17 protein-coding genes and 1 pseudogene are annotated in these 15430 nt (G+C 63.1%); 11 read left to right on the top strand and 7 right to left on the bottom strand.

Features of this window, described 5'->3' with window-relative positions:
• Positions 1-27: 27 nt before the first annotated feature.
• The 3 genes from feoB to cpdR all read right to left on the bottom strand — a co-directional run bounded on the left by feoB (position 28) and on the right by cpdR (position 2648).
• On the bottom strand, positions 28-1902 hold the full coding sequence (gene feoB, locus WFR25_RS00145; protein ID WP_336967388.1) for a ferrous iron transporter B: 1875 nt from the start codon (positions 1900-1902) through the stop codon (positions 28-30).
• Positions 1899-2159 (bottom strand): FeoA family protein, encoded by a 261-nt coding sequence (locus WFR25_RS00140; protein WP_336967386.1) that lies wholly within the window; start codon positions 2157-2159, stop codon positions 1899-1901. Before WFR25_RS00140 ends, feoB begins: the two co-directional genes overlap by 4 nt.
• Before the next feature lie 111 nt (positions 2160-2270).
• On the bottom strand, positions 2271-2648 hold the full coding sequence (gene cpdR / locus WFR25_RS00135; protein ID WP_336967384.1) for a cell cycle two-component system response regulator CpdR: 378 nt from the start codon (positions 2646-2648) through the stop codon (positions 2271-2273).
• Positions 2649-2813: 165 nt separating this feature from the next.
• Between cpdR and WFR25_RS00130 the strand changes: the two genes are divergently transcribed.
• Positions 2814-3722 carry an N-formylglutamate amidohydrolase gene (locus WFR25_RS00130; RefSeq protein WP_336967382.1) on the top strand — a complete coding sequence of 303 codons (909 nt, stop codon included), beginning with the start codon at positions 2814-2816 and terminating at the stop codon, positions 3720-3722.
• Between the two features lie 27 nt (positions 3723-3749).
• Here WFR25_RS00130 and WFR25_RS00125 read toward each other — a convergent pair whose 3' ends face one another.
• The 4 genes from WFR25_RS00125 to pspF all read right to left on the bottom strand — a co-directional run bounded on the left by WFR25_RS00125 (position 3750) and on the right by pspF (position 9237).
• Entirely contained in the window at positions 3750-4724 is a 975-nt protein-coding gene (locus tag WFR25_RS00125) for a GGDEF domain-containing protein (protein WP_336967379.1), read from the bottom strand.
• A gap of 81 nt (positions 4725-4805) precedes the next feature.
• Entirely contained in the window at positions 4806-6176 is a 1371-nt protein-coding gene (locus tag WFR25_RS00120) for a class II 3-deoxy-7-phosphoheptulonate synthase (protein WP_336967377.1), read from the bottom strand.
• Between the two features lie 124 nt (positions 6177-6300).
• The gene (gene cysS, locus WFR25_RS00115; RefSeq protein WP_336967374.1) at positions 6301-7818 is read right to left on the bottom strand and encodes a cysteine--tRNA ligase; all 1518 of its coding nucleotides are present in this window, start codon (positions 7816-7818) and stop codon (positions 6301-6303) included.
• A gap of 387 nt (positions 7819-8205) precedes the next feature.
• Positions 8206-9237 (bottom strand): phage shock protein operon transcriptional activator, encoded by a 1032-nt coding sequence (pspF, locus tag WFR25_RS00110; protein ID WP_336967370.1) that lies wholly within the window; start codon positions 9235-9237, stop codon positions 8206-8208.
• Between the two features lie 189 nt (positions 9238-9426).
• On the opposite strand from pspF, the gene WFR25_RS00105 reads away from it, so the two are divergent.
• The 10 genes and pseudogenes from WFR25_RS00105 to WFR25_RS00060 all read left to right on the top strand — a co-directional run.
• Complete coding sequence (locus tag WFR25_RS00105; protein WP_336967369.1) at positions 9427-9606, top strand: hypothetical protein; 180 nt, start codon at positions 9427-9429, stop codon at positions 9604-9606.
• Between the two features lie 83 nt (positions 9607-9689).
• Positions 9690-10370, top strand: a complete 681-nt coding sequence (gene pspA, locus WFR25_RS00100) for a phage shock protein PspA (protein WP_336967367.1) — start codon at positions 9690-9692, stop codon at positions 10368-10370.
• A 4-nt stretch (positions 10371-10374) separates the two neighbouring features.
• Complete coding sequence (gene pspB, locus WFR25_RS00095; RefSeq protein ID WP_336967366.1) at positions 10375-10656, top strand: envelope stress response membrane protein PspB; 282 nt, start codon at positions 10375-10377, stop codon at positions 10654-10656.
• 1 nt (position 10657) lies between these two features.
• Entirely contained in the window at positions 10658-11038 is a 381-nt protein-coding gene (gene pspC / locus WFR25_RS00090) for an envelope stress response membrane protein PspC (protein WP_336967363.1), read from the top strand.
• 29 nt (positions 11039-11067) lie between these two features.
• Positions 11068-11358 carry a hypothetical protein gene (locus WFR25_RS00085; RefSeq protein ID WP_336967361.1) on the top strand — a complete coding sequence of 97 codons (291 nt, stop codon included), beginning with the start codon at positions 11068-11070 and terminating at the stop codon, positions 11356-11358.
• A gap of 56 nt (positions 11359-11414) precedes the next feature.
• Positions 11415-11672 carry a hypothetical protein gene (locus WFR25_RS00080; RefSeq protein WP_336967360.1) on the top strand — a complete coding sequence of 86 codons (258 nt, stop codon included), beginning with the start codon at positions 11415-11417 and terminating at the stop codon, positions 11670-11672.
• A 43-nt stretch (positions 11673-11715) separates the two neighbouring features.
• Complete coding sequence (locus WFR25_RS00075; protein WP_336967359.1) at positions 11716-11952, top strand: hypothetical protein; 237 nt, start codon at positions 11716-11718, stop codon at positions 11950-11952.
• 238 nt (positions 11953-12190) lie between these two features.
• Positions 12191-13228 (top strand): acyltransferase family protein, encoded by a 1038-nt coding sequence (locus WFR25_RS00070; RefSeq protein ID WP_336967357.1) that lies wholly within the window; start codon positions 12191-12193, stop codon positions 13226-13228.
• A 144-nt stretch (positions 13229-13372) separates the two neighbouring features.
• Positions 13373-14278, top strand: a complete 906-nt coding sequence (locus tag WFR25_RS00065; protein WP_336967355.1) for a LysR family transcriptional regulator — start codon at positions 13373-13375, stop codon at positions 14276-14278.
• Positions 14259-15332 (top strand): annotated as a pseudogene (locus tag WFR25_RS00060) (MFS transporter); the annotation flags it as partial. The gene WFR25_RS00065 and the pseudogene WFR25_RS00060, both read left to right, overlap by 20 nt.
• Between the last annotated feature and the right edge of the window lie 98 nt (positions 15333-15430).

Below are 15430 nucleotides of genomic sequence, written 5' to 3'. Positions count from 1 at the left end.
CCCCCGCTTTCGTCGTCCAGACGAAAGCTAACCCAAACCTAGGGCCGTGGCGGTCCAGAAGGTTATGCCTGCCGCGATATAAGCCAGCACAAACAGATATCCGACCATGAACAGTGGCCATTTCCAGCCATTGGTCTCGCGCCGGGTAACGGCGATGGTGGAGATGCACTGCGGCGCGAACACGAACCAGGCAAGGAACGCCAGCGCGGTCGGCAGCGGCCAGCGGTCCTTCAGCCGGTCGCCAAGACTCCGTTCCAGCGCGGCTTCGTCGTCCCCAGCGTCGATCGAATAGACGGTGGCGAGCGCCGACACGGCGACCTCACGCGCGGCCATTGCGGGGATCAGTGCCAGCGAAATGTCGCGGTTGAAGCCGATCGGCTCCAATATGACATTGAGGCCGCTGGCAATGCGTCCCGCGATCGAATGGTCGACCTGGCTGGCAGGATTGCCATCGGGCACGCGCGGGAAGCTGAGCAGCAGCCACAGGATGACGGTCGACGCGAAGATGATGGTGCCTGCCCGCTTCAGGAAGGTGACGGCGCGCTGCCACAGGCCCGTCAATATGTCGCGCGGACGCGGCCATTGATATTTGGGCATTTCCATCAGGAAACCGCTGCTTTTCCCCTTGGTCACGGTCAGCCGCAAAATCAGGGCCACGACCAGCGCGCCGATGATGCCCGCGACATAAAGCAGGAACAGCACCAGCCCTTGCAGGCCGATCCCCGGCCCCACGATCCGCGCCGGGATGAAGGCGCCGATGATCACCGCATAGACCGGCAGCCGGGCCGAACAGGTCATCAGCGGCGCAATCAATATGGTGGTCAGCCGGTCGCGCGGGTCGGATATGGTGCGCGTCGCCATGATGCCCGGAATGGCGCAGGCAAAGGAGGAGAGGAGGGGGATGAACGCTCGTCCCGACAGGCCCACGCGCGCCATCAGGCCATCCATCAGGAAGGCGGCGCGGACCATATAGCCGGTCGCCTCCAGCATCAGGATGAAGAAGAAGAGAATCAGAATTTGCGGCAGGAAGACGACGACTGATCCGACGCCATTGATGACGCCATCGACCAGGAAGGATCGGAAAATTCCGTCGGGCAAGGTGGCGGTGACGGCATTGCTCATCGCCTCCGCCCAGCCCTCGATCATCGCGATCGGTGCTTCCGACCAGGCATAGACTGCCTGAAACATAACGAACATCAGACCCAGCAGCAAAGCCAGGCCAAAGACAGGGTGCAACGCCACGCGATCGACCGCAGCGGTCCACCGGCGGGAAGGGGTTTCGCGCACGATGCCTGCGCGGGCGATCCTTTGGGCGCTCTTGCGCAGGCTGTCGAAATCCTGCGGACCATCGGATGCGCGCATGGGGACGGGATTGGGCGCGACGGCCACGCCGATCAACCCCTCCAGCTCGGTCTTGAGATGATCGAGGCCCCGCTTGCGGACGGCAACGGTTGGCACGACCGGCACACCCAGTTCGCGCGACAGGATCGCCGCATCCAGTTCCAGCCCGTCGCGGGTGGCCAGGTCGACCATGTTGAGCGCCACCACGGTCGGCATCCCCAGTGCGATCAATTCCAAAGCGAAGCGCAGATGATTGTCGAGGTTGGCGGCATCGACGACGATGACCAGCACATCGGGCAGCCGCTCGCCCTGTTGCTTGCCCAGCACGAAATCGCGCGTGACCTGCTCATCGGGGCTATTGGGGTTTAGACTGTAGGTGCCGGGCAGGTCGACCAGTTCGACGGGCCGTCCGTCGGACAGCGCCAGCCGCCCTGCCTTGCGTTCCACGGTGACGCCCGGATAATTGCCCAGCTTCTGCCGCGCGCCGGTCAGCGCGTTGAACAGCGCGCTCTTACCAGCGTTCGGATTGCCGACCAGCGCGACCAGCGGCAGCGTGCTCATGCGACGTCTCCGACGGCGGGACCCGTCCGCACGACGATCGCGGCGGCATGGGCACGGCGCATGGCGATGGTCATTCGCCCGACGCGGCAGGCGATCGGCCCATGACCCAGCAGGCCGCCATGATGCAGGGCTTCGACGCTTGCGCCTTCGCACAGGCCGAACTCGCGCAGCCGCTGCCCCTCGGCGGGAGACAACCGCTCCCAGTCGATCATGTCTACAAAGGCAGGCTGGCGCAACGGCAGGTCAATAAGGCGCAATTGAAATATACTCGGTCTCAAGGAAGATGCGAGTGACTATCAATTACGACTAGGAAAGGCCAGCCCGATTATGGCCGGTGGCCGTTAAGGGGAGCAAGGGTTGGCAGACGATCAGTTGAGGCCACTCATGGTTTCGGTCCCGAACATCCGCTCAACCTCCAGCACCAGATCGCGCAGGTGGAAGGGTTTTGACAGCACCTTAGCCTGGGGCACGGCCTTGCCTGCCTTCAACGTAACGGCGGCAAAGCCGGTGATGAACATCACGCGCATGTCCGGCGCGGCAGTGACGGCATGCTGCGCCAGTTCGATGCCGTCCATTTCCGGCATGACGATGTCGGTCAGCAACAGGTCGAATCGGTCGGATTCGATCAGCGGCACGGCCTGCGTACCCGTCGCGACGGCGACAACCTCATAGCCGGAGCGTTCCAGCGCACGCGCCAGATAATGCCGCATGCTTTCATCATCTTCTGCCAGCAAAATGCGAATCATTTGCCCCGTACTATCCCTAACGCGCTCGACCATGGTTCACCGCCCCTGCGCGCGGGGTGGCGTTGGAGGGCACAATATGCGACAACCCTTAAGGATTATCCAGCCCGGCCACTTTTTTTGGCCAGCATGATTATTGGTCTGGATATTGGCGGGAAAGGAGCCGCATTGGAACAGCCCGCCCCGCGCGATGGTCCGCGCACCGCGCCGATCGAACAGTGCCTGGCCTATGATCGCTATGGCCCCGATGTGCCGTCGACACCCATCATCCTGTCCGTCCCGCATGCCGGGCGCCACTATCCGCCCGGCTTGTCGGCATTGGCCCGGGTTCGTCCGTCCGTGCTGCGACGGCTGGAGGATCGCTATGCGGACCTGCTTGTCGATCCGCTGATCGCGGCTGGCTGGTCCGTGCTGGTCGCCCGCGCGCCGCGCGCGATGATGGACCTCAACCGGCATGAATGTGAAATAGATCCTGCCATGGTCAGCGACCTGCCGCGCACGCACGCGCTCCAGTCGAGCGTCAAGCTGCGGGGCGGCCTCGGCCTTGTCCCTCGTCGCCTTCAGGGCGTGGGTGATCTCTGGCTGCGTCCTTTGCCCTTCGTGGAACTGGAGCGGCGGATCGCGACAATCCACCGCCCCTATCACGCAGCGTTGACCAGGCTGATGCACGCCGCCCATGCCGCGCACGGCCACGCCATCCTCATTGACCTGCACTCGATGCCGTCTCTTCCCTTCGCGCCCGATGGGGAAGCGGGGCCAATGCTGGTGCTGGGGGATCGCTTCGGGCGCAGCGCCGCCCCGCGTCTGGGCACGCTGGTGGGGGATATCGCCACGGCCCGCGGTTTTGCGAGCGCACAAAATCATCCCTATGCGGGCGATCACCTGATAGAGCGGCATGGTCGACCGGGGGCGGGGTTTCACGCGCTCCAGATCGAGATTGATCGCGCGCTCTATCTGGATGCCGCACTGGACGAACCGGGATCGGGATTGCCGCGTGTCCAGGCGCTGATCACGGTGCTGGCGGAGGCATTGGCGCAGGAGTTACCGCGCGCCAATTATGCGATGGCAGCGGAATAGGCGGATTATGCCCAAAGAACGAGATCGTCAGGCGACTCGTCGCCGCACGCGATAGCCGTTACGCCCCCCGCGCTTGGCCGCATAAAGTGCAGCGTCGGCGCTGGCAAAAAGGGTTGTTGCGTCTTCCGCTTCATCATCGGGATAGGCGATTCCCGCCGAGGCACTGAACGTCATGGCGTCGCCGCGCCACTGCACTGGCCGGGCGATGACGCGCAGCGCGGCGCTCAGGCGCGGCTCCAGTCGATCGCTGGCTGCGCTCAACTGATCGAAGATCAGCGCAAATTCGTCGCCGCCGATTCGGGCGATCAGCCGTGCATCGGGAAAGGCCGCCGACAGGCGCGCCGCGACGGCCTTCAGGCAGGCATCGCCCGCGTCATGGCCGTGCCGGTCGTTGACCTGTTTGAACCCGTCGACATCGATCAGCACCAGCGCGCCAACATGCGCCCGCATCCCATGCCCCTGCGGCGCATCCAGGAAATCGCGTTGAAACGGCATGCGGCCAGGCAGGCCGGTAAGGCCGTCCAGCTCGGCCAGCCGCCGCATCTCGTCGAAACGCGTACGATCTTCGCTGATGTCCTGCTTCATCCCGTATAATTGTGTCGCCCGCCCCGCTTCGCAGCGCACGGCCGCGTGAATGCGAAGCCAGCGCGCCTCGCCATCGGGGCGCACGATCCGCGCTTCCATCTGAAAGTTGCCACGCGTGGCGATCGCGTGACTGCGCAGGCGGTGGAGTGTTTCGCGCGATTCCTCGTCATAGAGGGTTACGATATCCCGCCGGTCCAGCAGGACATCGCGCTCCATGCCGAATAGCGCGAAAACGCCGTCGGTCCAGCGCAGGTGTTCATCGTCAAGGTCGCATTCGAACGCGCCGACTTGTGCCAGCGCGGCGGCGCTGTCCCACAGCAAGGCATGATCCCGTCGGCCCGCGCGGACGCGGCCGATCCACTTGGAATCGAAAAAGCCCATCAGCCGGGAATCAGGCGAAGGAAGATCATGACGCATGACTAGATACCATGCATTAAGAGCGGGTTAGCTAATAGCCGACCCGCTCTTATTTTGCGCAAAAAATAGGGCTTCAGTTGCTCAGGCGGCTGCCCGACGCTCCTTCAGTTCCTCGTTCAGCATTTCGGCGAGCAGGAAGGCCAGTTCCAGGCTCTGTCCGGCGTTGAGGCGCGGGTCGCAATGGGTGTGATAGCGATCCGCCAGCCCCTCATCGGTGATGGCAATGGCGCCGCCGGTGCACTCGGTCACGTCCTGGCCCGTCATCTCCGCATGGATGCCGCCGCCAAAGCTGCCCTCTGCCCGGTGGACGGCAAAGAAGCCGCGCACTTCGGCCAGGATGCGCTCGAAAGGCCGCGTCTTGTAGCCATTGGCCGCCTTGACGACATTGCCGTGCATCGGGTCGCAGGACCAGATGACCGGATGCCCCTCGCGCTGGACCGCGCGGACCAGCTTGGGCAAGCCCGCTTCGATCTTGTCATAGCCATAGCGGGTGATGAGCGTCATCCGCCCTTCCTCACGACGGGGGTTCAGCACATCCAGCAGGCGCAGCAGCGCGTCCGGCTCCAGGCTGGGGCCGCACTTCATGCCGATGGGGTTGTCGACGCCCCGCAGATATTCGACATGGGCCGACCCCTCGAACCGGGTGCGATCGCCGATCCACAGCATGTGCGCCGACAGCGCATACCAGTCGTTGGTCAGCGAATCGCGGCGCGTCAGCGCCTGCTCATAGGGGAGCAACAGCGCTTCGTGGCTGGTGTAGAAGTTGGTGCCCTGCAATTGCGGCACGCTGTCCGCGTCGATGCCGCACGCCTTCATGAAGTCGAGCGCCTCGCCGATCCGGTCGGCCATCACCTCGAACTTCGCGGCCCACGGGCTGCGGCCCATGAAATCCAGCGTCCAGCGATGCACCTGATGCAGATTGGCATAACCACCGGCGGAGAAGGCGCGCAGCAGGTTCAGCGTCGCCGCCGACTGATTATAGGCCTGCACCATCCGCTGCGGGTTCGGCTCGCGCCCTTCCGCAGTGAAGGCGATGTCGTTTACATTGTCGCCGCGATAGCTGGGCAGTTCCACGCCATCGATCGTCTCGGTGCCCGCAGAGCGGGGCTTGGCGAACTGGCCCGCCATGCGACCGACCTTCACCACCGGCAGCTTGGACGCAAAGGTCAGCACGACGGCCATCTGGAGCAGCACGCGGAACGTGTCGCGGATGTTGTTCGGATGGAACTCGGCAAAGCTCTCGGCGCAGTCGCCGCCCTGAAGCAGGAACGCCTCGCCGCGCACGACCTTACCCAGATCTGCCTTCAGGTTGCGCGCTTCGCCCGCAAAGACCAGCGGGGGATAGGTGCCAAGCTGGGCCTCTGCTGCGGCCAATGCCGCTGCATCCTTATATTCGGGCATCTGCAATCCCTCATGGGATCTCCAGCTTTCCGGCGTCCAGTTCGCCGCCACGGGGCACTCTCCTGCATCCAAAGAAAAATAGGGGCCGCCTCTACGCCCGTGGGGCGCGCAAGGCAAGGGGATGCGCTCTTGTCCATCCCCAAGCCGCGCTTTGGCGACAGAATATTGTGCTACGTCAGTCGAACGCCAGCCGCCATTCCCAGCGCAATGGATCACCGTCCATCACCTCGACCCCGCGCGCGATCAGGGCGTCGCGAATTTCGTCCGACAGCGCGAAATCCTTATCGGCGCGCGCGGCCTGTCTGCGATCCAGTTCCGCTTCAATCTCCTGCCCGGTGATGGCCGCATCCCTGGGCGCAATGCGCAGGTCGGCGCGGGCAAGGGTGAGCAGGTTGAGGCCCAACGCCTGATCGAACGCGGCGATCAGGCACAATCGCTCGTCCACCGGGACCTTCTTCATGCCGCAGACTTCTTCCAGCAGGGGAAGGGCGCGCGGCGTCATCAGGTCGTCGGCGATGGCAGCGTCGAACTGCTCCAGCAGCGGCACCAGCTTGGGATGCAGGTTGGCGCGCAGATAATCGAGGCGCGGTGATTGCCAGGTGATGCCCTCGGCCCGGTTCTTGAGTGCTTCGATCGCCATCACCAGCCGCTTCAATCGCGTCACCGCCGCGCCCAGATTTTCCGCACTGAACTCCAACTCGCTGCGATAATGCGCGCCAAGGCACAGCAGGCGATAGGCGATCGGATGCACGCCCCGGTCGATCAGCGAAAAGAGGGTGGTGAAGCCGCCCTTCGACTTGCTCATCTTGCCCTGCCGGTCGACAAGAAAATTATTGTGCATCCACCAGCGCGCGCCGGTGAAGCCCGGTTGCGTATCCGTGCAGCCGCAATAGGCCTGGTTCTGGGCAATCTCGTTGGGATGATGGATTTCCCGATGGTCGATGCCGCCGGTGTGGATGTCGAACGGCTGGCCAAGGCGGGCCTGACTCATCACCGAACATTCCAGATGCCATCCCGGCGCGCCCTTGCCCCAGGGGCTGTCCCATTCCATCTGCCGTTGCTCGCCAGCAGGCGACTTGCGCCAGATGGCGAAATCGGACGCGTTGCGCTTGCCCGCGACCGGATCGATCCGGGCATGCGCCGCATCGTCACGCCCACCCGCCAGCGCGCCATAATCGGGCACGGTGGCGGTGTCAAAATACAGGCCGCTCTCCAGTTCATAGCAATGGGTAGGGGCGATCGTCTGCGCAAAGGCGATCATCTGCGGCACATAGTCGGTCGCGACCGTCCATTCGCTCGGCGGCAGGATGTTGAGATCGGCGATATTGCGCTTGAACGCATCGGTATAATGGGCCGCAATGTCCCAGATGCTTCTGGCCTGCGCGCGCGCCGCCGCCTCCATCTTGTCGTCGCCCGCATCCGCATCGCTGGTCAGATGGCCTACATCGGTGATGTTGATGATGTGGGTGACGTCCAGCCCCTTCCACAGCAGCGTCCGCCGTAACGTATCAGTAAAGACATAGGCGCGCAGGTTTCCGATATGGGCGTAATTATAGACGGTCGGACCACAGCTATAGACGCGCGCATGGTTCGGTTCGATCGGCGAAAACGGCTCGATCGTGCGGGTCAGGCTGTTGAACAGGCGCAGGGGCGCGTCGCTATGTTGCTGATCGGAATTTTTTTGGTCGAACATGGCGGAAAGCCATGCGGCGATTGGCCTCAAGCGTCAACAGGGCAGGATGATCTGCCCTTGAAACGTCTTTCGCCCATCCCATATCCTTGATGCGGCTCAGCACCGGATTGCCCTCCCCCTTAAGGCATTCGGAATAGGCTTGGGTCGCATCGAGTGGACCCGGCATCGGTTCGGCAGGCTTTCCCCCCCCTCAGCCTCCCGAAGACCGTGCCGGGCCACTCGATCACCTTTTTTCGGGCACCGAAAGATCAATGGGTCGTCGATTCGCTCGTCAATCGATAAGTGAGGCATCCGGCCTCCGCTACCGACCCGGCGGTCATCGCCCGCTCACCGCCAGAAAGTCAGCGCGCTGCTCTACTGTCGTGCGCAAGCTGATGTCGAGCAGGATCACCCCGCCATCAATCCGTGCTTCTTCATGCAATGCCGCAATTGGTCATAACTGAGGCCCAGCCCCTTCGCCGTCGCCCGCTGATTGTAGCGAAAACGTTCCAGCGCTGCGCGCACGATCGCCGCCTCATGCGCGTCGACCGCAGCCTTCAGGTCGTTGATCTCGCCGTCATAGGGCATGGGCGAAGGGCGTCTGTCGCCCAGTGCAGGCGGCGACGCAGCATCGACACAGGGGCGCTCCACCATCGGGCTTGGCTTCCAGGGGGAGGCGAAGGGGTCGAAAGTGATCCGGTCGATCGGGCGGTTGGGGTCATCCCAGCGATACACCGCCCGCTCCACGACATTGCGCAGTTCGCGCACATTGCCGGGCCAGCCATAGCCTTCCATCTCCGCCATGATCGCCCTGGCAAAGCCGGGCCATTGCGGCCAGTTGATCTCCGCTGCCATCCGCCGCCCGAAATGGTCGGCCAGCACCGCCACGTCGCCCTCCCGCGCGCGCAGCGGGGGCAGGGTGATGACCTCGAAACTCAATCGGTCGAGCAAGTCCGGGCGAAAGCGCCCCGCCTCGGCAGCGGCGGGCAGATCTTCATTGGTGGCCGCGACGATCCGTACATCCACCATCATGGGCCGCGACGCGCCGATCCGCGTCACTTCGCCATATTCGATGACGCGCAACAGCCGTTCCTGCGCCGCCATCGACAATGTGCCCAGTTCGTCCAGAAACAGCGTGCCGCCGTCCGCTTCCTCAAACCGCCCCGGTCGCGCGCGCGTCGCGCCGGTAAAGGCGCCCTGTTCATGGCCGAACAGTTCCGCTTCGATCAACGTTTCGGGCAGGGCTGCGCAGTTCATCACGATCAGCGGCTCGCCCCAGCGCGGGGAAAGGTGGTGCAGCCGCTCGGCGATCAACTCCTTGCCCGTCCCGCGTTCCCCGATCACCAGCACCGGCCGATTGAGTTCCGCCGCGCGTCCCGCCAGTTCCACCGCGTCGAGGAAGGCAAAGGATTGTCCGACAAATTGGGTATTCTTCTCCATCCCCAATAGTTGGTCATATTTCCCAACTTTCGGCAAGAGAAAATGGGCTACGGAATCCGTTCATCTGCCAGAAAGCAACGAATTTCCGCGGAAAATCAAAATTGGCACGCGCCCTGCATTATCTTGGACAACCCCGCCGAACATACAGGCGGATCAAGTATGAAGGCCAAGTTTCAGGGAGTGTATAGGATGAGCAAGGAAACCAAATTCGAAGTGCGTCAGATCGGCCAGACCCTGTCCGTCGCCATTGCCGCCGTGCTGTTTGGATCGACCATGATCCTTTCCGCCGTCGGCCCGGCCCGGGCAAGCGAAGCCGTCACCCTTGCCGCCTGCCAAACCACCCCCGCGACCGTGCGCTATCTGGCGTAACGGTCGCACAATCGGCCGGGACGGGAGACAGCCCCCTTTCGCCCGCCCCGGCACCCTAATAGAAGACCAGGAGTGAAGTTCAGATGGGTATTTTTTCCCGCACCCGCGACATCATCGCCGCCAATGTCACCGACTTGCTCGACAAGGCGGAAGATCCGGCGAAGATGATCCGCATGATCATCCTCGAAATGGAGGAGACTTTGGTCGAGGTGCGCGCATCCGCTGCCCGCACGATCGCCGACCAAAAGGAAATGCGGCGCCACATCACTCGCCTCGACCAGCTTCAGTCAAGCTGGACGGAAAAGGCGCAACTGGCGCTCAGCAAGGATCGCGAGGATCTGGCCAAGGCCGCGCTGACGGAGCGTCAGAAGGCGGCCGACATGGCCGAGCAGCTAATCCAGGAAATCACGGTGCTGGACGATGCGCTCCGCGCTTCGGAGGAAGATATCGCCAAGCTCCAGGCCAAGCTGCGTGAGGCGCGTGCGCGCCAGAACAGCCTGATCACCCGCATGGAAAGCGCGCAGAACCGCCTGAAGGTTCGCGAAGCCTATGCCGGCGAGAAGGTCAACGATGCCTTCGCCCGCTTCGACATATTGGAGCGCCGCGTGGACATGGCCGAGGGCCGCGCCGACAGCATGGGTCTGGGCGCCGCGCCCAGGACGCTGGAGGAAGAAATCGCCGAACTCCAGGCCAGCGACAAGGTCGATGCCGATCTCGCCGCGCTCAAGGCCTCGATGAACGCTGACAAGACCGCGGGAGCCTGACGCCATGGAAGAGGTTCTGGTCCCCATCGCCGTCGTGGGCATGCTTTTCATCGGCATGCCCTGGCTGATCTTCCACTATGTCACCAAGTGGAAACAGGCCCCCAAGATCACGGACGAGGATGAGCGGCTGCTGGATGAACTCCACCTGCTCGCCCGTCGGCTGGAAGAGCGGATCGTGACGGTCGAACGCATCGTCGCTGCCGACAACCCTGATTTCCGGCCCGATTTCCGCTCTGACCGCACGGACGAGCCGGATGACGACTATCGTTTCGAGAGGAGGAACTGAGATGACCGCCCGCCGCACAAAATTCTATGTCGACAAACAGAATGGCAAATGGCTGGGCGTCTGCTCAGGGATAGCCGACTATACCGGGATCGACGTGGTCTGGGTCCGGGTCGGCGCGGTGCTGGTGACGCTGATGGGGGCCTTTCCCTGGACGCTGATCGCCTATTTCGCCGCCGCCTATTTCGCCGATGCAAAGCCGCTGGGCCTCTATGCCGACCGCGACGACGAAAAATTCTGGCAGGGTGTGCGCACCAATCCGGCACGCTCTACCCGCGATGTCCGCTCCAAGTTCCGCGACATCGACCGCCGTCTTGCCGACATCGAAACCTATTACACCAGTCGCAACACGCGCCTGTCTGACGAGATTGACCGCCTGCGCTGACGCGCCGCCAAACAGGGAGCTATCGTGCCATGAGCTTTGCCGGACCGTCCTTCATCGTCGCCATCGTGGCCCTGTCCACGCTGGGCTGGATGTTCACCACATGGGTGCGTGCGCGCCACGGTTATCCAGTCGAGAATGAGTGGAGCGGTGCCGTTAGTCGAACCAGTCCTGACGCTGATCGAAAAATCGACCTGCTTTCGGGTGAAAACGAAAAGCTGACGGGCCGCATCAGCCACCTTGAGGAACGTATCGCCGTGCTGGAGAGGATCGCGACCGATCCTGCCGCCCGCACTGCCCGCGAAATCGACGCGTTGCGCTGACGCCACTCAATTGTGCCGGACACGCGCCGCATCAGACATGCAGAAGGAATGAAGAGATGATCGACAATCCGTTCACCATGGTCGTCTTCATCGTCGGGATCGTCATGATCGCGCAGGTGCTCAAGGCAAAATATGGCGTCGTGCGCCGCCACCGGGGCGAGGAACTGGTCCAGCGCGGTCCCGATCCGGAGGCCGAGCGGCTGCGCGCGGAAGTGAAGGCGCTCAAGGACCGGGTGGCCGTGCTCGAACGGCTCGCCACCGACAGTAGCAGCGCGCTGGATCGCGAATTTGAAAAACTCAAGGGCCGCGATTGAGCGCTCAAGGCGCACGGCCTGAATTACGAAGGGAGACATCGTCATGCCCGATCCCATCCTCTACTTCACCACGGCAGCGGCCAGCCTGTGCGGCCTCGCCATCGTCGCCCTGACAGCCTTGCGCGGCTGGAATGGCTGGCTGGACCTGAAGCGTGCCGAACTGCTGCGTCGCACCGATGACAGCGCGCCGCCGCCCTCCGCCGCGACGCGGATCGAGGTTGCGGACCTCAAGGAACGCATTCGCAAGCTGGAGGCGATTGCTGCCGGGGTCGATCTCTGATCGACCCTCTTCAACCGCGCTCCGTTGATCTCTGATCGATCCTCTTCAACCCGCACCGCGTCGATCCCTGATCGCCTCCAACCACAAGATAGCTGTCGATAACGGCATTGCTACTAACCATTTTTGCACAGGCCATGTTTCGGTTCAGGACATAGAACAGCAACAAAACCGCAGTTACGACATGGAATTAACCACAAAATCCCGTGGTTTATGTCTTTTATATTGCTATGGCGTAACAATGGTCGCCCCCGAAAAAGCCCGGAGTCGGTTAACCGAACTCGATGCACTGCGGGGCGTCGGCGCATTATGCGTATTGATTTTCCACTATTCCACGCGCTTTCATGAGATTTTTCCCGCCGCGGCCCATGTGCCTTTCAGCTTTCCCGGCGGCAATTATCGTGTGCTGCTGTTCTTCACCATATCGGGCTTTTCGATCTTCTTCACGCTCGACCGGATCGGCACCGTGGCGGACTTTGCGGTCAACCGGATCGCGCGGCTCTATCCGGCCTACCTGACAGCGATGCTGCTGACCTTGACGGTCGAATATAGCGCTCATGCCTGGTCGCTGATGGTCGGACCGGGGGCCATCCTTGCCAACCTGACGATGCTCCAGGGGTTCGCCTTTCTACCCGAAGTGGACGGCGCCTACTGGACGTTGACGGTGGAGATTGCCTTTTACGTCTGCATGATCGCACTGTGGAAGTTTACCAGGATGCGACGGCTGGAGCCTTTGCTGCTTGGCTGGCTGGCCCTGCGCTGGCTGTATGTCATCTGGCCGGACATGCCGGAACGGGTCGTGATGCTGCTGGTGCTGCGCTATGTGCCTTTTTTCATTATCGGGATTTTGTGCCATCGCCTCTGGTCCGGACGACGCAGTTGGCGGCAACAGGCACCCTATTGCGCGGCGGCGCTGTTGACGGTGGCCGCGACGGAGGCGATCGACATTGCCATCGTCGCCTGCCTGCTGCTGGCGACCTTTGTCGCGATGATGCAGGGCTGGTTGCACTTCATCGCCGTGCGGCCGCTGACCTGGATCGGCGGGATCAGCTATTCCTTCTACCTCATCCACCAGCATATCGGCTTTGTGGTCATGCTGAAGGCAAGCGCAGCAGGCTTTGGCCCATGGACCGCCTTTTCCCTGGCCTTTCTGGTCGCGCTGATGCTGGGAGCGCTCATCAATCGCCTGGTCGAGCGCCCGGCGGCTGACGTGATCCTGGCCTGGTGGAAGCGCCATCGTGCCGACACCCCAGCAACGCTGGCGCCGCAAGGCAGCTAAAAATGTTCCTGGCCTGTCCCGGCTCCGACCCTTATCGCCCCTTCAACCGTGAAATTTGCATTCCGAAACCTGCTGTTCGTTCAGAATCCAATCGGTGAGAAATTCTGTCGCAGAATTGATATAAACGACAGCTAAGAGGAACGTATGTCCCGCCGTTCTCCTCCGCTCGAATGCATCGAAGCGTTTGTCGCTGTGGCTCGTCACCATGGTATTCGCGCGGCGGCAGAAACGCTCAAGCTCAGCCCTTCCGGCGTCAGCCGGCGCATCGCCGGGTTGGAGACATTTCTTGGGCGCATGCTGTTCGACCGTACCGAACAGGGCGTGAGGCTGAACGCGGCGGGACGCCGCTATCTGGACCTTGTATCGCCTGCCATCCAGGCCATTCACCGCGCAACGACCGCGGTCGACGAGGACGGCAACCGGCTCGTCATGGCGACATCGCACAGCCTGGCGACCCGCTGGCTGATGCCACGGCTGACACAGCTCCGTAAAAGCGACGACATCGTGCTGGAGGTCATGCCGACACGCGATCCCGATGTCCTGCGATCGGGCGAGGCGCATTTCGCTCTCTGGGGTTCACTGGAGGCGCCCGATCTTATGAGCGAAACCATGGTCAGCGCTCGAGGCTGCCCCGTCAGCCTGCCGATGCTGGCCGATGGCCGGCTTCCACCGACCGATGTGCGGGAACTGATCCATTATCCACTCCTGTCGGTAAAGCAGCCGAGCGGCATGTGGCAGCGCTGGCTGGCGGCTGCCAATGTCGAGCGCAGCGCTGACACCATCATCGAATTTGCGACCATGGCGATGATGGTCGAGGCCGCGCTGACGGGCATGGGCATTGCCCTTGCCGTGCCGATGCTGTGCGAGCCACAGCTCAAGTCGGGTGCGCTCATTCCCTGTGGGCCTACCCTGCCGATCGGCGAGAGTTACAAGCTTTTCCGCAATCGCGGCCGCGTAAACCCCTCAACGACCGAAACGCGATTCCTGCACTGGTTGCGACGCGAGACGGCCCAATCGGTGGCCGTTTTCGATGCGCTGTCCTTACACTAGCAGACTGGCTTCCCAGGCCCCAGGCCGTTTTCGGCTGCTCGCGCTGCTGCTGTTGTGCGCCTATGTAATCGCCTTCGCACAGCGCCAGCTTATTGCCATCCTGAGCGTCCCGATCGCGGCGAAATTCGCGGTGACGGACATGGCGCTGGGCGCACTCCACGGTTCGAGTTTCGGCCTCATTTACGCAATGCTCGCCTTGCCAGCCGGTTGGCTTGTCGATCGTTTCTCAAGGGGCCGTCTGCTCGCAGCGGGACTGGGGCTATCGGCGCTTGGGACGGCGCTGTCGTCGCATGCGCCTTCCTTCGAAGCGCTGATGGCCTGCCGCGTCCTGGTAGCTATCGGACAATCCACACTCGTCCCCGCTGCCTATGCATTGCTTGGTGATGCGGGGCGGCGCGATCATCTGGGGTTGGCCGTCGCCGGCTTTGCCGCCGGTCCCTTTCTGGGCGCGGGCGGGGCTGCGCTGGGCAGCGGAATTTTGACGGGCACAGAAGGATGGCAAGCGCCGTTTCTGATGCTTGCTGTCGCGGGTGCCGCCCTGGCCTTCCTCCTTCTCCTGGTCCCCGAACCGCACGCGCGCCGGACCAGGCAGCCGTCCCAGCCGCTGCTGCCACATATGCGCGTTCACGCCCGCGCCATCCTGCCGGTCATGGCCGCCATGCTGACGACGGCCATCGCCGGGCATCTGCTGCTGGGCTGGACAATGGTCTGGCTGATGCGTGGCCATGGCCTTTCCCTGCCGCAAGCCAGCCTCCTTTTCGGCACAGCGTTGTTGTTGGGCGGTGTACCCGGCACGCTGGTTGGAGGCGCCTGGGGCGATCGCCTGGTGCGGCGTGGTCAACCGCGCCTCATCGGTCTTGCCATGGCTGCTGCGACAGCGGGGGGCGCTGGCGTTGCGACCTTCCTTGCGCCAACTGTCGCGTGGAGCCTTGCCTGCCTGCTGCCGCTGATCTTCCTGCTGGCGGCGGCACATGCGATCGGTCCGGGTGCGCTTCAGGAGATCACGCCGACGGCGCTGCGCGGCAGACAGCATGGCCTTGCGGTCTTCGTCATCAATCTGGTTGCGCTGGGCGCGATGCCCCTGCTTTTCGGCGCCGCAAGCGATGCGACGGAAGGCGGCGTCGGCGCCATGCTCACCGTGGCGGTCCCCGG

It is taken from the genome of Sphingobium aromaticiconvertens (assembly GCF_037154075.1).
Taxonomy (GTDB): domain Bacteria; phylum Pseudomonadota; class Alphaproteobacteria; order Sphingomonadales; family Sphingomonadaceae; genus Sphingobium; species Sphingobium aromaticiconvertens.
The sequence above is the reverse complement of the archived record's forward strand: the minus strand, read 5'-3'. Positions and strand labels throughout refer to the sequence as shown.

Excerpts from the sequence above, each read along its gene's own strand:
- feoB (WP_336967388.1), bottom strand. The coding sequence starts at position 1,902 with ATGAGCACGCTGCCGCTGGTCGCGCTGGTCGGCAATCCGAACGCTGGT.
- cpdR (WP_336967384.1), bottom strand. The coding sequence starts at position 2,648 with ATGATTCGCATTTTGCTGGCAGAAGATGATGAAAGCATGCGGCATTAT.
- WFR25_RS00125 (WP_336967379.1), bottom strand. The coding sequence starts at position 4,724 with ATGCGTCATGATCTTCCTTCGCCTGATTCCCGGCTGATGGGCTTTTTC.
- cysS (WP_336967374.1), bottom strand. The coding sequence starts at position 7,818 with ATGTTCGACCAAAAAAATTCCGATCAGCAACATAGCGACGCGCCCCTG.
- pspF (WP_336967370.1), bottom strand. The coding sequence starts at position 9,237 with ATGGAGAAGAATACCCAATTTGTCGGACAATCCTTTGCCTTCCTCGAC.
- WFR25_RS00105 (WP_336967369.1), top strand. The coding sequence starts at position 9,427 with ATGAGCAAGGAAACCAAATTCGAAGTGCGTCAGATCGGCCAGACCCTG.
- pspA (WP_336967367.1), top strand. The coding sequence starts at position 9,690 with ATGGGTATTTTTTCCCGCACCCGCGACATCATCGCCGCCAATGTCACC.
- pspB (WP_336967366.1), top strand. The coding sequence starts at position 10,375 with ATGGAAGAGGTTCTGGTCCCCATCGCCGTCGTGGGCATGCTTTTCATC.
- pspC (WP_336967363.1), top strand. The coding sequence starts at position 10,658 with ATGACCGCCCGCCGCACAAAATTCTATGTCGACAAACAGAATGGCAAA.
- WFR25_RS00085 (WP_336967361.1), top strand. The coding sequence starts at position 11,068 with ATGAGCTTTGCCGGACCGTCCTTCATCGTCGCCATCGTGGCCCTGTCC.
- WFR25_RS00080 (WP_336967360.1), top strand. The coding sequence starts at position 11,415 with ATGATCGACAATCCGTTCACCATGGTCGTCTTCATCGTCGGGATCGTC.
- WFR25_RS00075 (WP_336967359.1), top strand. The coding sequence starts at position 11,716 with ATGCCCGATCCCATCCTCTACTTCACCACGGCAGCGGCCAGCCTGTGC.
- WFR25_RS00070 (WP_336967357.1), top strand. The coding sequence starts at position 12,191 with ATGGTCGCCCCCGAAAAAGCCCGGAGTCGGTTAACCGAACTCGATGCA.
- WFR25_RS00065 (WP_336967355.1), top strand. The coding sequence starts at position 13,373 with ATGTCCCGCCGTTCTCCTCCGCTCGAATGCATCGAAGCGTTTGTCGCT.